The sequence below is a fragment of the Neolewinella xylanilytica genome (assembly GCF_002934605.1).
Taxonomy (GTDB): Bacteria; Bacteroidota; Bacteroidia; order Chitinophagales; family Saprospiraceae; genus Neolewinella; species Neolewinella xylanilytica.
Window position 1 is genome coordinate 1,065,658 of the sequence record NZ_PTJC01000005.1, and the last position, 16,723, is coordinate 1,082,380.

At 60.1% G+C, this 16,723-nt stretch carries 11 protein-coding genes; 3 read left to right on the forward strand and 8 right to left on the reverse strand.

The window, feature by feature from the left end:
* Positions 1-19: 19 nt before the first annotated feature.
* Entirely contained in the window at positions 20-2,365 is a 2,346-nt protein-coding gene (locus CLV84_RS04215; protein ID WP_104418476.1) for a glucuronyl esterase domain-containing protein, read from the forward strand.
* 108 nt (positions 2,366-2,473) lie between these two features.
* Here CLV84_RS04215 and CLV84_RS04220 read toward each other — a convergent pair whose 3' ends face one another.
* Both CLV84_RS04220 and CLV84_RS04225 read right to left on the reverse strand, forming a co-directional pair.
* Positions 2,474-3,421 (reverse strand): hypothetical protein, encoded by a 948-nt coding sequence (locus tag CLV84_RS04220; RefSeq protein ID WP_146088706.1) that lies wholly within the window; start codon positions 3,419-3,421, stop codon positions 2,474-2,476.
* Between the two features lie 181 nt (positions 3,422-3,602).
* Positions 3,603-4,544: an adenylate/guanylate cyclase domain-containing protein gene (locus tag CLV84_RS04225; protein ID WP_104418478.1), complete on the reverse strand. Its 942-nt coding sequence runs from the start codon at positions 4,542-4,544 to the stop codon at positions 3,603-3,605.
* A 117-nt stretch (positions 4,545-4,661) separates the two neighbouring features.
* Between CLV84_RS04225 and CLV84_RS04230 the strand changes: the two genes are divergently transcribed.
* Positions 4,662-6,002 (forward strand): type III secretion system chaperone family protein, encoded by a 1,341-nt coding sequence (locus CLV84_RS04230; protein ID WP_104418479.1) that lies wholly within the window; start codon positions 4,662-4,664, stop codon positions 6,000-6,002.
* A 614-nt stretch (positions 6,003-6,616) separates the two neighbouring features.
* On the opposite strand, the gene CLV84_RS04235 is transcribed toward CLV84_RS04230, so the two are convergent.
* Positions 6,617-7,771: an acyl-CoA dehydrogenase family protein gene (locus CLV84_RS04235; RefSeq protein WP_104418480.1), complete on the reverse strand. Its 1,155-nt coding sequence runs from the start codon at positions 7,769-7,771 to the stop codon at positions 6,617-6,619.
* A 316-nt stretch (positions 7,772-8,087) separates the two neighbouring features.
* Between CLV84_RS04235 and CLV84_RS04240 the strand changes: the two genes are divergently transcribed.
* On the forward strand, positions 8,088-9,779 hold the full coding sequence (locus CLV84_RS04240) for a CotH kinase family protein (protein WP_104418481.1): 1,692 nt from the start codon (positions 8,088-8,090) through the stop codon (positions 9,777-9,779).
* A 14-nt stretch (positions 9,780-9,793) separates the two neighbouring features.
* Here CLV84_RS04240 and CLV84_RS04245 read toward each other — a convergent pair whose 3' ends face one another.
* The 5 genes from CLV84_RS04245 to CLV84_RS04265 form a co-directional block, all read right to left on the reverse strand.
* The gene (locus CLV84_RS04245) at positions 9,794-10,501 is read right to left on the reverse strand and encodes a hypothetical protein (protein WP_104418482.1); all 708 of its coding nucleotides are present in this window, start codon (positions 10,499-10,501) and stop codon (positions 9,794-9,796) included.
* Complete coding sequence (locus tag CLV84_RS04250) at positions 10,498-11,049, reverse strand: class I SAM-dependent methyltransferase (RefSeq protein WP_146088707.1); 552 nt, start codon at positions 11,047-11,049, stop codon at positions 10,498-10,500. The genes CLV84_RS04245 and CLV84_RS04250 overlap by 4 nt, the downstream gene beginning before the upstream one ends.
* A 45-nt stretch (positions 11,050-11,094) precedes the next feature.
* The gene (locus CLV84_RS04255; protein ID WP_104418484.1) at positions 11,095-12,468 is read right to left on the reverse strand and encodes a dihydrolipoamide acetyltransferase family protein; all 1,374 of its coding nucleotides are present in this window, start codon (positions 12,466-12,468) and stop codon (positions 11,095-11,097) included.
* A gap of 594 nt (positions 12,469-13,062) precedes the next feature.
* A complete protein-coding gene (locus tag CLV84_RS04260; protein ID WP_104418485.1) occupies positions 13,063-13,734 on the reverse strand; it encodes a transposase in 672 nt (223 codons plus the stop codon).
* A gap of 723 nt (positions 13,735-14,457) precedes the next feature.
* Positions 14,458-16,665 carry a competence/damage-inducible protein A gene (locus CLV84_RS04265; protein WP_104418486.1) on the reverse strand — a complete coding sequence of 736 codons (2,208 nt, stop codon included), beginning with the start codon at positions 16,663-16,665 and terminating at the stop codon, positions 14,458-14,460.
* Between the last annotated feature and the right edge of the window lie 58 nt (positions 16,666-16,723).

Here is a 16,723-nt window from a genome sequence, read left to right on the forward strand (position 1 = left end):
TGCGATAAACCCATGAATCATGCAACACAACTTCTTACTCTTTTTCTGTTTGTTCCTCGGCGGATTGCTCTCCGCCCAGATCCCCTACGTCTACGACCAGGAGAACTCCGGCGTGGAATGCGACGCCCCGCCGCTGCCCGATCCCGAAAACCTGACCAACTACCCCTTGCTGCCGGATCCCTTCGCCTTTTCCGACGGCAGCGGCCGGGTGGAGGACTTTGCCGACTGGGAATGCCGCCGCAACGAAATCGGCGCCGAGATAGCGGCGTATGAGATCGGCCCTAAACCGGCCGCCCCCGCCGACATCACCGCCACCTACACCAACGATACCCTGCGCGTCGCGATTACCGAAAACGGGGAAACGCTCACCCTCACTTCCCGGGTCACCATGCCCGAGGGCGACGGCCCCTTCCCCGTGGTCATCGGCATGAACAACGCCACCGGCTCGCTGCCCGGCGAGCTGTTTGACGGCGTCATCCAGATCCCCTTCCGCCACAACCAGGTGGTAACCTATAGCCAGACCAGCGACCGCGTACCCGGCGATCCCTACTACCGCCTGTACCCCGAATTGACGGAGGTCGGCAATTACAGCGCCTGGGCCTGGGGCGTGAGCCGCCTCCTCGACGGCATCGAGATCGTGCAGGAAGCCCTGAACGCCGACCTGGACCACGTGGCCGTCACGGGCTGCTCCTACGCCGGCAAGATGGCCCTCTTCAGCGGCGCCTACGACGAGCGCATTGCCCTGACCATCGTCCAGGAGTCGGGCGGCGGCGGCATCAACGCCTGGCGCGTATCGGAAACCATTGGCAACGTGGAGAAAATCGATAACACGAACTACAGCTGGTTCATGCGCAGTATGCAGACCAATTTCGCCGGCCAGCCCGGCCTGCTGCCCCACGACCACCACGAGCTGATGGCGATGGTGCTGCCGCGGGCCCTGCTGGTGCTGGGTAACCCGGATTACGAGTGGCTGGGCGACGAGTCGGGCTACGTGGCCAGTCGCGCCGTGGAGGAAGTCTACCGCACCTTTGGCATCGAGGACCGCTTCGGCTTCTCCTTCCGTGCGGATCACCCCCACTGCCAGCTACCGGCGGAGTCGTACCCCGAGGTGCAGGCCTTCGTGGATAAGTTCCTGTTCGAAGACGGCGACGCGGATACCAACGTCCGCTACCACGAGTTCTACGGCACCAACTACCGGCGGTGGATCGCCGACTGGGCCGCCCCCGCCGATCCGAACGCCCCCGTCGTGGCCCTCACCGGTCCGGAAGACGGCGGGGTGTACGAGACCCCGGCCACCCTCACCTTCACCGCCTCCGTCCAGGACGCCGATAACAACATGGCCGCCGTCCTCTTCATGAACAATAACGACACCCTCTCCGTCGATTCCCTGGCCCCCTACGAATTCGTCTGGGAAACGGGCACCGTCGGCACTTACCGCGTCTACGCCACGGCGGTGGATTCCGCCGGCCTGATCGGTTACTCCAACGAGGTGTCCGTGACCCTGCGCGCGCCCGTCGCCGCCGTGTACCGGACCGCCGAGGTACCCACCGTAGACGGCGTCACCGACGAAATCTGGAGCAACGACAGCATCCTGGCCTTCGAAGCGACGAACGAACTGGTCGGAACGGATATCGCCGCCGACGACCTGTCGGGTACCATTCGAATGATCTGGGACGCGGACAACCTGTACTTCCTGGCCGAGATCATCGACGATACCCTCGTCAACGACAGCCCCAACACCTACGAGGACGATAACGTCGAACTTTACTTCGACGTCGATAACTCCAAAGGTGCCAACTACGACGACAACGACGTCCAGCTATCCTTTGCCTGGAACGACGGCACGACCATCGGCACCATCCCCGGCGATTTCGACACCGAGGGCATCGTGTACGCTGTTTCCGATACCGACTTCGGGTACCTGGTCGAAGGCATGATCCCCTGGACAGTCCTCGGCGGTACGCCTTCCGATTCCATGATGGTCGGCTTCGACTTCATGATCAACGACGATGACCTCGGCGGCGGCCGCGACGGCAAGCTTTCCTGGAACGCCACCGCGGATCAGGCCTGGACCAATCCCGGTCTTTTCGGTACCGTCATGCTCGTGGGGACCAGTATGCTATCCGACGTGATGACCCTGGACGGACGCACGATTACCGCCTTCCCCAACCCGACGAGCGACCGCCTGAACATTCGCGGTATCGACACCACCTTCGACTATGAGGTGTTCGATGCCGGCGGTCGGCTGCAGGCGCGGGGTACCGCCAGCCAGGCCATCGCCACCGACCGGCTCGCGACGGGCGTCTACTTCCTGCGGATCCGCGTAGACGGAGAGGCCCTGCAAACGCGCTTCGTGAAACGATAATAACGCCTTACCGTTTTTTGCATTGATGTGATGACGTGCCGGCTGCTCCGAACGGGGTGGCCGGTACCTTTTTGGCGCGGCTCCGCCTGGGGCAACCTTCGGTGCCACTTAGGCCAGGGGGCGGGTGAAAAACCGACCGATCAGCGCGGCGGCCTTCAGGGCGAAGCGTTTTTTCCGCACCGTGGCGGCCGAGTGGATACGTATGGGAGTCTCCACGTGGTGCCAGTACACCTTATCGGTATTGCTGGGGCGTGACCCGTTGATCAGGATATTCTTCACGTAGTTCTTGTGCCAGGGTTTCCGGCGGCCCGCGGCGTGGGACATTACCTGGCCGAGCCGGCCGAAATCCATCGCCTCCCGGCCCATAATGCTGACTTCGGGGGTAAGGTCTTTGGCGATATTGAGGGCGTCCTGGTCCATGAAGTGAAACATGTTCCAACGGTCGGCGATCCCGATGCTTTCCTGTTTACCGGTGTATTGCTTCATGTAGACCTGGAGTTGTTCCCAGAGTTCGGAGAAGGCCCGGTACTTTTTGTTGATGCCGACGAAGCCGCCGTTGACGTAGGTGCTGTCCTGCGGGGTGTAGGCGATGCCGAAGCCGGCGTAGTACTGTTGCCACTGCTTGCGCAGGGGGTGGGTGACGGGCAAGGGGGAGTTCATATCCTCGCAGAGGGCCACGCCCCACTGGGCCCAGTCTTCGAAGTGATGCCATTTCGCCTTGATGACGATGTCGCAGTCGATATAGAACACGTTCTCCATCCCCCGCGCTTCGTAGCGTTTCCACACCTGGCGGATGAGCTCCGGCTTGGCGTAGGCCAGCATCTCATCGGTCGCTTGCTTGGCAAAATAGATTTGGAAGCCGGGGGCTACTTCCCACTCTAGGTTGCCGGATGCATCGGGGGTGGCGTCGCCAATCCAGGGGGGAAGGGTGCCGCGGTAGCCGGCGTAGAGATCGCCGCGGAAGCCCGCCGCGTAGAGGGAGTTGGCCAGGGCGCCGACTCCGTGGTGGTAGTCTCGCTCGAAGACGGTACAGATCACGCTTTTAACAGCTGACATCGAAAGGGTGGATTGGGGGGTCGGTTGGGGCCGAGCGGTGAGCGGTAGCCGGTAAAAGGGAATGGTAATAGGGTGTTCATCGGTTAGAACGCAGGGAAAACCCCCTAAAGTTTAGGAATACGGTAACCTTGGCGCGCAAAGTTAGCAAACAACCGACGCACGAAGCTGTCAGTCGCTTTCCCTACATCGGTGACCGGTCGGAGTAGGGAGTGCCGAGGGGAACGACCTGGAAATCACCGCCTACGCCCTTCAGGGCCACGGTGGTCGCGGCACCGGCGTACACGGACGGATCGAGGTAGCCGTAGAGCTCCGCGGAAACGAGCAGGTCGTTGTCGACTGTCTTCGTGGCATCCTGGAGCCGGGCGGCGATATTGACCGGGTAGCCCATGACCAGCAGCCGGTCGCTGCCGGCGATCCGAATGCTTCCCATGATGACGCGCCCCAGGTGGATCCCGATCCCGATCTCCACCCGGTGGTTGAAGTGAACGCGGAAGTAGGATTCGTTGAGCTTTACGAGTTCGTCGAGCATGGCCCGGGACGCGCGCACGGCGGCGGTGGCGGCGGCGGGCCGTTCGGCGTCGAAACCGAAGGCCGCGTAGATGCCGTCGCCCGCCGTCTCGATAATGCGACCGTCGTGCCCTTCGATGAGTTCCTGGAAGATGGTGAAGAGCTTGCGGACAATGTGGATCACGTCGAAGGCCAGGTGGCGCTCGATGAAGGGGGTGAAGTTGCGGATATCGAGGAAGAGCAGTACCAGGTCGCGTTCCTCCCCGATCTGCTGGGTAGAACTGCCGGCGAAGGGGCCGACGTAGAGACCCATATCCGACTCGTCCCGCAGGATCCGGCTCAGGCGCACGGGGCCGCCCGTGGCGCACGTCTGGCAGGCCAGGCGGACGTCGGGGGGGAAGTGCATCCGTTGCCGCAGCGCTTCCTCCCGCTCGGTGGGCGGGGTGAGGTAGTTGGCGCCTTCGTGGACCAGTACCCGGCAGGTCGAGCATTTGCCTTTGCCGCCGCAGACGTGGTAGAGGGGGATGCCCGCGGCAAGGGAGGCGTCAAGTAGGTTGGCCTCGTCGGAAACGAGGACGCATCCTTCCTTGGTAAACTCAATCGAATGCTTTTCCATGGGCCCGCCGGAATTGGTTGGCGGCGAAGGTACAGTGTAGCCGTTCGTCTAAAACCCGGCACCCGCGCACCGGCGCCCGCCCATCGCTTGCCCCGCCCGCAGTATCTTTCACCCGCAATGAGCATCTGGGACACCCTATTCGGCCGCACGACCGGCTACCAGGCCGGGGAAGAACCCGACCACCGTTTTGGGCGGTACACCGACGCCTACAAGTCACGGGAGAATTACGCCGCCTGGGACCGCGCCGTGGACGCCTTCGAGGAAGACCGCTTTCTCGATAGCTGCGCCGCCTTCATGGCCTACCTCCGCGACGAGCGGGAAGATAACGTGAAGTGGCAGCAGGAAGCCGGCAAGCTCTATTTCGAGTTTTACCAGGGCAGCAAGCGGGTCACGGGCTTCGCCGACCAGGAGCAACTGCGCGCCACCGCCCGGATCGCCCGCCTCGAAACCCCGAACGTAGACCTGCTGCGCCGGCTCACCGCCATGAATTACGAGCTCAAGTACAGCCGCTTCGCCCTCGACGATGACGACTGCCTCACGATCATCTTCGATACCCCGGTGATCGATGCCAGTCCCCACAAGCTATACCACGCCCTTAAGGAGATGGCCCTCCGCGCCGACAAGCAGGACGACTTGCTCCTGGAAGAATTCGGCGACACCGTAAGCCCGGTGGAGGTCACTCACCTCGAACCGCTTTCCGGCGAGGAGAAAGCGCTGAAGCTGAATTTCCTGCGTCGCTCGATCCGGGAGGTCACCGATTACCTTTCTTCCGGCCGCATCAATCTCGAGGAGCACCCCGGGGCGGTGGCTTACCTGCTGCTGGAATTGGTGTACCGCCTGGACTACCTGCTCGTCCCCGAGGGCCATACCATGGAGGCACTGGAGCGCATGCACCGGATGTACTTCGCGCGGGAAGAAGAACAGCCGGTGACGTACAAAAACGTTCGTCTTCTCGCCGAGCTGCAGCAACTGGTGGAGCGGGCCCCCGAAGACTTCGCGGAGGAGCTGTACGGGGGGAAGTCCACCTTCGGAATCACCCTCCCGGCGAGCCACGACCGGCTGAGCAGCCTCATCCGCAACGAATTACCGAACATCGACTGGTACCAGGACAACGACTTCCCGGAAGTGGCACGGGCCATTCCGGGCTATATCGCGGGCTATGCCCTTTTCAATTACGCCATCCCGCCCCCGGACCGCGACCTGCTCAACCTCTACTACCGCGTCAGCCAAGACGCCTACTTCCGGACGCTGGGATACCGGCAGAACTTACTGACGCGCGACGGCCGGCCGGCCAGGCGACCCATCAAAGCGGCCATCGCGGAAATCGTGGAGCGCCACCGGCGTGCCTATCCCCAACTGCGTCCGGTGACCAGTCAGCTGAGCTTCGATAATTTCCCGGATTTTGGCCGCAGCTACCTGGAGATGGTGGGGGAGCTGGATCTGCGGGGACTGGGATAAGGCTAATCCGCTCCCGCCGAAGCACCAGTGCGATCCGCAAGTGCCGCTGCAAGCTGACGGTGAGGAGACTGCGCATGTTTCCGGGTAACTGGCAAAAAGGAGGAGCTGCGTCCGGTAACCAGTCAGCTGAGCTTCGATAATTTCCCGAATTTTGGCCACAGCTACCTGGAGATGGTGGGCGAGCTGGATCTGCGGGGACTGGGATAAGGCTAATCCGCTCCCGCCGAAGCACCAGTGCGATCCGCAAGTGCCGCTGCAAGCTGACGGTGAAGAGACTCCCCCTGTTTTGGGCAACCGGCAAAAAAAGGAGCGCCCCTGGACACAGCGCGTTGGGTTACTTCACGCCCTAGACAGCGGTAAGGTTGCTACACTTGCTTCCATCAGACAAACAAAGCCAACGGCCAGCAGCATCGGCCTATGCAAGCGTCCCTGCCGATACTAAAAGACTACCTAACTAAAAGACTAAAGAACTACCCGACTAAAAGACTAAAAAACTACCCGACTAAAAGACTAAAGACCTACCCAACTAAAAGACTAAAGAACTACCCAACTAAAAGACTAAAGACCTACCCGACTAAAAGACTAAAGACCTACCCGACTAAAAGACTAAAACCCTAAACATAAAGCTCCCCCTTAAGCAGCCCCCGACTGATCACAATCTTCTGTACCTCGCTCGTTCCCTCGTAGATCTGGGTAATTTTGGCGTCCCGCATAAGCCGTTCCACGTGGTATTCCTTGACGAAGCCGTAGCCGCCGTGGACCTGGACGGCCTCGACGGTGTGCTTCATAGCGACCGAGCTGGCAAATAGCTTGGCCATGGCGCCGGCCTGGTCGTAGTCACCACCGGATTCTTTCAGCCAGGCGGCCCGGTAGACCATCATCTTGGCGGCCTCAATGTCGGTGGCCATATCGGCGAGTTTGAAGGCGATGGCCTGGTGGTCGGCGATGCGTTTACCGAACGCTTCCCGTTCCTTGGCGTAGGCGGTGGCGAGTTCGTAGGCGCCGCCCGCGATGCCGAGGGCCTGGGCGGCGATCCCAATGCGGCCTCCGGCGAGGGTCTTCATGGCGAACTTAAAGCCGAAGCCGTCGTCGCCGATGCGGTTTTCCTTGGGCACCTTCACGTTGTTGTACATGATGGTGTGGGTATCGCTGGACCGGATACCCAGCTTGTCTTCCTTGGCGCCGATTTCCACCCCTTCCCAGCCGGTTTCGACGATAAACGCGTTAATGCCGCGGTGGCCCGCCTCGGGGTTACTCTGGGCGATGACCAGGTGGACCTGGCTGGTGCCCCCGCTGGTGATCCAGTTCTTGGTCCCGTTCAGCAGGTAATGATCGCCCTGGTCGACGGCCGTGGTGCGCTGGTGGGTGGCATCGGAGCCGGCCTCGGGCTCGCTGAGGCAGAAGGAGCCGATCCATTCTCCCGTGGCGAGTTTGGTGAGGTACTGCTGCTTTTGTGTTTCGCTGCCGAAGGTTTCGATGCCGTAGCAAACGAGGCTGTTGTTCACCGACATGATGACCGAACAGCTGTTGTCGACTTTGGAAATTTCTTCGAGGGCTAGGATATAGCTGAGGTAATCGAGCCCGCTGCCGCCGTATTCGGGGCTCACCGTCATGCCCATGAAACCGAGTTCACCCAGTTGCTTCACCTGCTCGGTGGGGTAGTCCATGGTGCGGTCACGGTCGATAACGCCCGGCTTACATACCTGCTGGGCAAAATCGCGGGCTGCCTCGCGGACGGCAAGCTGTTCTTCGGTAAGTTGGAAATTCATGATCGATGCAATTTTGGGACCCCAAAATAGCGAATTTTCGCTCTTGCCATCCGGCTTAGGGCTTTATCCGTCGGCATGTCCCTAACTTGTCCTTGTTCGAGGATAGAAGTCGGGCGGAGATAGGACGCCGGCAGCGAGGTACTGGGGAACCGAGTGAAAGCTTATCCGTCAGGGTGCATTCGGGATCGCCAGCGCCACGCTGGCGAGTCATGACCCGGCCTTGCTAAAGGTCCTTGATCGCTTCGCTCATTAAGGAGTTTACCGGTGGATGGTTTAATCCAGTCGAACCTCCCCGGATTATGCTTATCCTACCCATATGAAGGTTCTACTCACCTGCCTTATTCTTTTTATCGCCGCTACAACTTTTGGGCAACGCCCGCTATCCGTTGCAACGTCCTACGTGGGCATCGACACCGCGCGCGCGTTTATCCTGGTTCAAACCGGGGCCTCCGGGCTGTCTGATTTCCGCCACGGGCTGGCGATGGCAACCGACACCTTCAGTTTGCTGGTCGCCCCCGATACCCTGCGCTACGACAGCAGCTACCGGGTTAAGAATGTGGCGGGCGATACGCTGGCCCTCCACTTCACTCCGCTGCCCCTGTTGCAAATTCGCAGTTCGACGACCATCAACGAAAGCGACAAGGTAGCCGGACAACTATCCTACGCCCACGGCGCCGAGGAGATTACCTCGCCCATCGGGGTGGAGTACCGGGGCGGCTTTACCCTCAGCTACCCGAAGAAAAATCTGGACCTGGAGTTTCGGGAGGAGGCCGATCCAGAAGAATCCGCTAACGTCAGCCTGGCGGGCATGCGGGACGACGACGATTGGGTGCTGGACGCCATGTATAACGAACCGTCACGGCTTAACGGTTACGTTGCCCACAAGGTCTGGCTCGATCTGCACGAACTGAGCTACGCCGATGAAGAACCGGAAGCCCGCGCGGGGGCCGACCTGGCTTACGTGGAGGTCTTTCTGAACGGGGAATATTCCGGCTTGTACACCCTCGGCGAGCAGGTCGATCGCAAGCAACTCCAACTCAAGGATAACAAGGACGGGGCAATTCGGGGCGAACTGTACAAAAGCGAAGACTTCTCCGATGCCACCAACTTCCTGCGGGTTCCGTTTGAAGCGCCCGACGAAGACGACTGGGCCGGATGGGAAATGAAGCACCCCGACTTCGAAGACGGAGACTGGGCACTATTGCAGGAGGCGATCCGCTTTGCCGGAACATCGTCGGACTCGCTGTTTCAGGCCGACGCGGCCCGGCGCTTTGACCTGGATAATATCGCGGATTACCTGCTCTTCATCAATGCCATGTTGCTGACCGACAATACGCGGAAGAACCTTTATCTCGCCCGCTACACCGCGGATGCCCCCTATTTCTTCGTCCCCTGGGACCTGGACGCCGGCCTCGGAAACCGATACGAGGGTAGCCGCAATACCGATACCACCGTCTGGGAAGTAAACCATCTCTTCCGTCGGCTCACCGATCGCTCGCCTGCGAACTTCAGCGACCGCCTGTGTGCCCGCTACGAGGAACTCCGCGACGGCGTACTGCATCCCGACAGCCTGGTAGGCCGGGTGAACCAGACGATGGACCGTCTGCAATCTTCCGGGGCCTACGCACGCGAATCCGCTCGCTGGCCGGAGACGGTAAACTATAGCACCGAACAACGGGAATTCACCACGGATATCGTGCGAAAACGGATGGCTTATCTGGACCGCTACGTCTGCGCCATCACGACCCCGACCCCTTCGGTTGCCTCCGACGACGTTGCCGTTCTGGAAGTTTATCCCAACCCGGCTACCCGCTCCGTCAGCTTCAACCGACCGAACGCGGACCGCACGAAAACTACCTACGCGCTTTACTCCAGCACGGGCCGGATCGTCAGAAAGGGCACCTTGGGTGCCGGCGAGCGACAAATTGGCGTGGCAGGCATTCCCGGCGGACTATACGTGCTACGGGTGGGTCAGGCGGTAACGCGGCTGGTGATCAACCCGCGCTAAGCCGGCTGGTGGACTTACTGCTTGGGGGCGGCGATAAATTCGGCCATATCAATTCGCCGTACGAGCTTCCCTCCCGCAACACCCCCCGCGCCGAGGTCACGTCGGTATTCCACGAGTCCGATATCGCGGGCGTAAATTTCATATCCGCTGAACGTCGGGCTGATGTCCCCTTCCCGGAGATCGCGCAGGCTGACTTCCCCCTGGAGGTCGAAGACGACCCCTTCGTAGGTTTCGCCCATCACCTCGAGGGTAGTGTCGCCTCGGTAGTAGCGGTTGAGGGAGACGTAATTTTCCGCGTCGGGATTACCGGGCGGGGTGAAGCGGACGCGGTATCCGGTTGCCCGTTCGTCGGCGGGGTAGAAGGGGAAGGTTCGGTCGTAAAGGATATCGGCTTCCGTCTGTTGGCGGATACCGCCGGTGTCGGGAGGGTACACCGTGAGCTTCTGGAGGTACACCCCGTCGTTGCGTACGCGCTCGGTGGCTACCTGCACGGGGGTCATGCCGTCGGCGTAGCGGGTGGAGCTGAGGTAAAGGGCGGAGTCCTGATCGATACCCAGGTAATACCAGTATTCGTAGGGGGCGGGATCGAAGTTGCCGGTATTCTCGTATTCGTAGACGAGGCCTTCGGTGAGCTCCCGCACGGGGTAATAATAATCGCGGATATCCTCGTCACCGGCACACGCACATATCAGGCAGCAGAGCAGGATGGCGAAGGTCCTCATTTTTTGCAGTAGAGCACCCAGGCCGGGGGCAGGTTCAGGTAAATGCGTTTGGCCTCCACCTTTCCGAAGGCGCGTTCGTAGTAGGACTTGGTTTTGAGGCTGTAGTGCACCTGGTTGTAGCATCCGCCGCTACGCAGATTGTCGCGGGCGGCGTTTACGATGCGGTTACCCAGTTCGGGGGGGAGGGCGGCGAAGGGGATGGCCGAAACGACGTGGTCAGCGAGGTCGGCATCGATCTTGTCCAGCCAAAAACGGATATGCTCGGCACTGTCCTGGGCCACAACCAGCCGGGGGTCGCCGATGGCGCGCATATCGTCGCAGAGGTCCTCACTAACCTCGAAAGCGATCACTTTGCCGTCGGGGTGGAGGCGTTCCAGGATGTGGCGGGTGATGACGCCGTCGCCGGCACCCAGTTCCACGATGGTGCGGGCGGTGGCGAAGTCGATGCGGTCGATGGCCGCCGTACACAGGGCGGGGCTGCTACGGGTGATGGTGCCGGTAGTGCCGATGTTTCGCAGGCCTTCCAGTAAAAAGGAGAGTGTGCTCATGCTGATCCGTTCGTTCACCAAGCGTAGGAAGCGGGGAAAGGTTTACTACACGTCGGTGCGCTGGGGATCGAAAGCCTCCAGGTAATCGCCAATCCGGCGCAGGAAGGAGCCGCCGAGGAAGCCGTCGACGACCCGGTGGTCGTAGCTCAGGCTCATGAACATCATCTGGCGTACCGCGATGAGGTCGCCGTATTCGGTTTCCACCACGGCGGGCTTCTTCCGAATGGCGCCGACGGCCAGGATGGCCACCTGCGGCTGGTTGATGATTGGCGTTCCCATGACGTTGCCGAAGGTGCCGACGTTGGTCACGGTAAAGGTGCCGTCGCGGATCTCCTCGGGTTTGAGCTTGTTCTGGCGGGCGCGAGCGGCCAGGTCGTTGACCTGTTTGGTGAGCCCCATCAGGTTGAGGCGGTCGGCGTTGCGGATCACGGGGACGATCAGGTTCCCGCTGGGGAGGGCGGCGGCCATGCCGACGTTGATGTCGGCCTTCTTGATGATGCGGGTACCGTCTACGCTCACGTTGACCAGCGGAAAGTCCTTGATGGCCTTGGCAACGGCTTCGATGAAGATCGGCGTGTAGGTGATCTTTTCGCCGTGCTTTTGCTGGAAGTCTTGCTTGATTCCTTCCCGCCAGTTGACGATATCGGTAACGTCAACTTCGATGAAGCTGGTGACGTGCGGACTGGTCCGCTTACTGTCGACCATGTGGTCGGCGATCAGCTTCCGCATGCGGTCCATCTCGATGATCTCATCGGAAGAACCGGAGGCAAGACTGCCGGCTGGTGCGACAGGGGGGGGGGGGGGAAGGGTTGTCGCGGGAGTTCCAACCGTTGGTGCAGCCTTGCCAGGACCGGTTATGAAGCGGTTATCTCGCCGCCTCAGGTAAGCCTGTATATCTGATTTGTTGACCCGGCCGCCATTGCCCGTTCCGGGGATTTGGTCGAGCTCGGCCTGGCCAATGCCCTCCTTCTCTGCAATAGTACGAACAAGCGGCGAATAAAAACGACCGTTCTCCGACTTTTCTGGTGTGCCGGGCTCATTTTCAGCATCCGTTTCGCGCCGGGGCGCGGGTGCGGTGTTTGCTTCCGCTTCCGGAGTGGTTGCTGGTGGGGAGTCCGGTGTTTCTTCCTGGACGGCGGCGGGCGCCACGGCGGGGGATGCTTCCACTTCGGCCCCGGCTTCGGTTTCGATGAGGGCGATGACTTCCCCTACGGCGACGGTGCTATCCACTTCGAAGCGAATTTCACGGATCGTGCCGGCTACGGGGGAGGGTACTTCGCTGTCTACTTTGTCCGTGGCGATCTCGAGCACGGTATCGTCCACTTCCACGGCGTCGCCGACCCGCTTCACCCAGTTCAGGATGGTGGCTTCGATGATACTTTCGCCCATCTTGGGCATGACGAGCTCTACTTGTGCCATGTTGGTTGCATTGGTTTTGCCGGCTGGTCAGGCCGTGATCGACTAGGGACGGGCAAATTTAGGTTCTAACTTCCACTTCGAGGGTGGAGCTCGCCGAATCCTTGGCAGCTGCCTGTTCGATGATGCCGGAGTTTGCTTACCGGCAGCGTGACGGCTGAAGCCGTCGCTACGCGTAGCGTCCACTTTAGTGGACTAGCTGCTGGTATTGTTGTCAAGAAAGCGCTTTGCTGCTACCGGTGGTCGTCGCTGGCAGCATGACGGCTAAAGCCGTCGCTACGCGTAGCGTCCATTTTAGTGAACTGGCTGCTAGTATTGCTGTCAAGAAAGTGCTTTGCTGCTACCGGTGGTCGTCGCTGGCAGCATGACGGCTAAAGCCGTCGCTACGCGTAGCGTCCACTTCAGTGGACTAGCTGCAGGTATTACTGTCAAGAAAGTGCTTTGCTGCTACCGGCGGTCGTCTTTAGCAGCCTGACGGCTGAAGCCGTCGCTACGCGTAGCGTCCACTTCAGTGGACTAGCTGCTGGTGTTACTGTCAAGAAAGTGCTTTGCTGCTACCGGTGGTCGTCGTTAGCAGCATGACGGCTAAAGCCGTCGCTACGCGTGATACGTAAACCGATAATTACGCCAGTCACCTACTAAACCCGCCTTTTCGGGATTACGGAGGATGTAGTAAAGGATGTTTTCATAGGCCTTCGCATTCCGGACGTAATGGTCGTAACTGTCTTTCTGCCAAAAGGTGCCGGTACGCCCCAATTCTTGATTGAGGAAACGAGCGGAGGCTCCCTTAACTCGTTGCATGATTCGGTGCAGCGGTTGGTAGGAGGAAACCAATTCATCCTCATCAAGCAAAAAATGGTGGTGGTCAGCTAATTGATTCCCTAGGGAAAGCAACAGGTGAGCGTGGTTGGGCATGATACAGTAGGCCTTCAATTCATACAAGTCATCGTCGAAAGTATGGAGGTGATCCGCCAATGAGGCGCAAAGTGCGGGATCCGAAAAAAAGCAGCGGTCGGATTTTCTGTTATCTAAGCGATCGTCGTATTGTTTGAAGTAGGCGTATCGGGCTTTAGCAATGAGCGCGCGTCGTGCTTGTGCACCGAGCGATGTTTTCCGTATGCGCTCAATTTCCCGCTGATATTCCCACTGCAGCGCCTGCATTACGGATAGCGGCAAGGCATTGTGGATCCGGAAAGTCACGAAGAAAGTGCCGCCAATGGGCGTGTAATGGGGTAGGCGGCTTTTATAAAATGTCTCTAAAGTGTTCATGGGTAGCGTGTGTCCACCCAATATAAAACTTCATGTTATTTTTTTAATAATATTGATTCAATTTGTTTCAATAAAATTGGGTCTGTGGTTGTGTTTATTTATGTTGTTCCTGGCATGACAGCGTTGGCCGTCACTATTTGTTATTCTACTAGCAATCGTCGCTGGCAGGATGACGGCTGAAGCCGTCGCTATGCGTAGCGTCCACTTCAGTGGACTGGCTGCTTGGTAGGCTGATGAGAAAGTGCTAAGGCTGCTAACGCGGTCGTCGTTGGCAGCACGACGGCTGAAGCCGTCGCTACGCGTAGCGTCCACTTTAGTGGACTGGCTGCTGGTGTTGCTAGTTGGGAACGGCTGAGGCGGCTACGGCGGTTGCTGCCGGCAGGATGACGGCTGAAGCCGTCGCTATGCGTAGCGTCCACTTCAGTGGACTGGCTGCTTGGTAGGCTGATGAGAAAGTGCTAAGGCTGCTAACGCGGTCGTCGTTGGCAGCACGACGGCTGAAGCCGTCGCTACGCGTAGCGTCCACTTTAGTGGACTGGCTGCTGGTGTTGCTAGTTGGGAACGGCTGAGGCTGCTACGACGGTTGTTACCGGCAGCCTGACGGCTGAAGCCGTCGCTACGCGTAGCGTCCACTTCAGTGGACTGGCTGCTGGTGTTGCTAGTTAGGAACGGTTGAGGCGGCTACAACGGTTGCTACCGGCAGCATGACGGCTGAAGCCGTCGCTACTTTTTGCGCCGCGGGGTCCGTTTGGGTTTGGCAGCTGCCTCGCTATCGGCCGGGGGCGTATCCGCTTTTAAGCTTTTGTTGGCCGTCCGTTTGGGTTTAGCCGGGGCTTGGGCTTCCGGTTCCTGCGGTTTGAGGTTACGGGTGCCACGGGTAGTGCGTTTGGGTTTCGCAGTTGGCTGCAGGGTGAGGTCCTTTGCAGCCTCCGAACTCATCGGCGGCTCCTGGCTCTTGGTGGTATCGGCTGCCTTTTTAGGTTTTGCGCGCCCCGACTTAGCGGCCTTTTTGGGCGGGGCCTGTTTGTCGGATTCATTGGTCACCGGATTATCCTGTCCTTCGCTGGTATTCGCGGCCTTCTTGGGTAAGGCGCGTCGCGACTTGGCGACCTGTTTGATCGTTTCCTTTTTCTCGGATTCGGTGGTAGCGGAGGTCTCCTTACGCTCGCTGGTATCCGCCACCTTTTTAGGTTTTGCGCGTCGGGATTTGGCGGCTTTTTTGGGCGGGGCCTGTTTGTCGGATGCGTTGGTCGCCGGGTTGTGCTGACCTTCGCTGGTGTCCGCGGCCTTCTTGAGCGGGGCCTTTGTATTGGCTTCGGTGGTTCTTGGGGTAGCTTGGCTATCGCTGGTATCCGCTGCCTTTTTGGGTTTTGCGCGTCGGGATTTGGCGGCCTTTTTCGGCGTATTCTTTTTCTCGGATTCGGTGGTCGCCGGCGTGTCCGGGCGGTGGTCGGGATCGGCGGCCTTTATGGACGTTGCCCGGTCGTCGGATTCGTTGGTTGCCGGAGTAGCTTGGTCGGTGCCGGTGGAGGCGGGTTTGTTACGGTTCCCCCGTCGGGACTTGGCAGGCTTAGCCGTCTTGGGTGCCGAACGGTTTGGTTCCGCTTCCACCGCTCTTGGATTAGGTTCCCTTTCTTTTGGCATCTCCTCAACCTGTTGGGCGACGGGTTCGGGGACGGGGCGAAGCACGGGCGCGCCGATTTCCAGGCGGAGCAGATTGAGCGCGTGGAGGGCGGTGTACTCGATATTCCGTTGCCGGTCCTTGCCGGACCGCAGGAGCTTGGTTACCGTACCCTCCGGGGTAGCGAGACCGATCCAGATGGTGCCTACGGGTTTCTGGGGGGTTCCCCCCGAAGGCCCGGCGATGCCCGAGGTGGCCAGGGCGTAATCCGCGCCAAGCCGCGTGCGGGCCCCCTCGGCCATAGCGGCCACGGTTTCCTGGCTTACGGCGCCGAATTCCGCTATCATTTCCTCAGGTACTCCCAGCAGGGAGGTCTTTAGATCATTGGAGTAGGCGACTACGCCCCCCCGGTAGTGGTTGCTCGATCCGGGCAGGGCCGTGATCAGGCCACCCAGGTAGCCACCGGTACAACTTTCGGCGGTGGCCAGGAACTGCTTGCGTTCCTGCAGGGTTCGGGCGACCACCGACGCCAGATCGTCCTTTCCGTAGCCGTAGACAAGCGGGCCGAGTACCTGCTCGAATTCCTGCCGGTAAGCTTCCAGGTCGTTGCGGAGGGATTCCTCATCCTCACCGCGCGCACTAATGCGCAGCCGCACGGTGCCCAGGCTCGGGAGATAGGCCAGGCTCATGTGTTCCGGGAGGTTATCTTCGAGCGTTTCCAACAGCTCGGCGATGGTGCTTTCTCCCTCCCCGGCGGTCAAAATGGTAATGGACCGCAACACCTCCGCATCGAATTGCCGCCGCTTCAGCCGCCGCATCACTTCGTGGTCCATGAGGTACTGCATCTCATAGGGGACGCCGGGCATGGAAATAACGACCTGATCGTCTTTTTCCAGCCAGAGCCCGGGGGCGGTTCCTCGTTCGTTGACCAAAATCTTGGCGTTGGTCGGCAGGCGACACTGCTCCTTATGCGCTTCGGTCGCTTTCCGGCCGTACCGGGAGAACACCTTCTGCAGCCGGGCCCAGGTAGGGGCGTGCAGCCGAAGTTCGGCGCCGAAGTAGTCAGACAACACGAGCTTGGTGATGTCATCCTTCGTAGGACCGAGCCCGCCGGTCATCAGCACCAGGTCGGACTGCTCCAGCGCCCGGTCCAGGCCACTCATGATGCCCATGCGGCTGTCGGCCACGCTCAGGTGCTCGATAACGGTGATGCCTTCCTCGCTAAGGGCGGCGGCCATGTAGGTGGCATTCGTATCGGTGACCTGACCGATAAGGATCTCGTCGCCAATGGTCAGAATGGTTGCACGCATAGTTTGTTATGAAGGGTCAGTAAGGCCGGGGTTTATCCCGTATCAAGGTGGTAAAGGT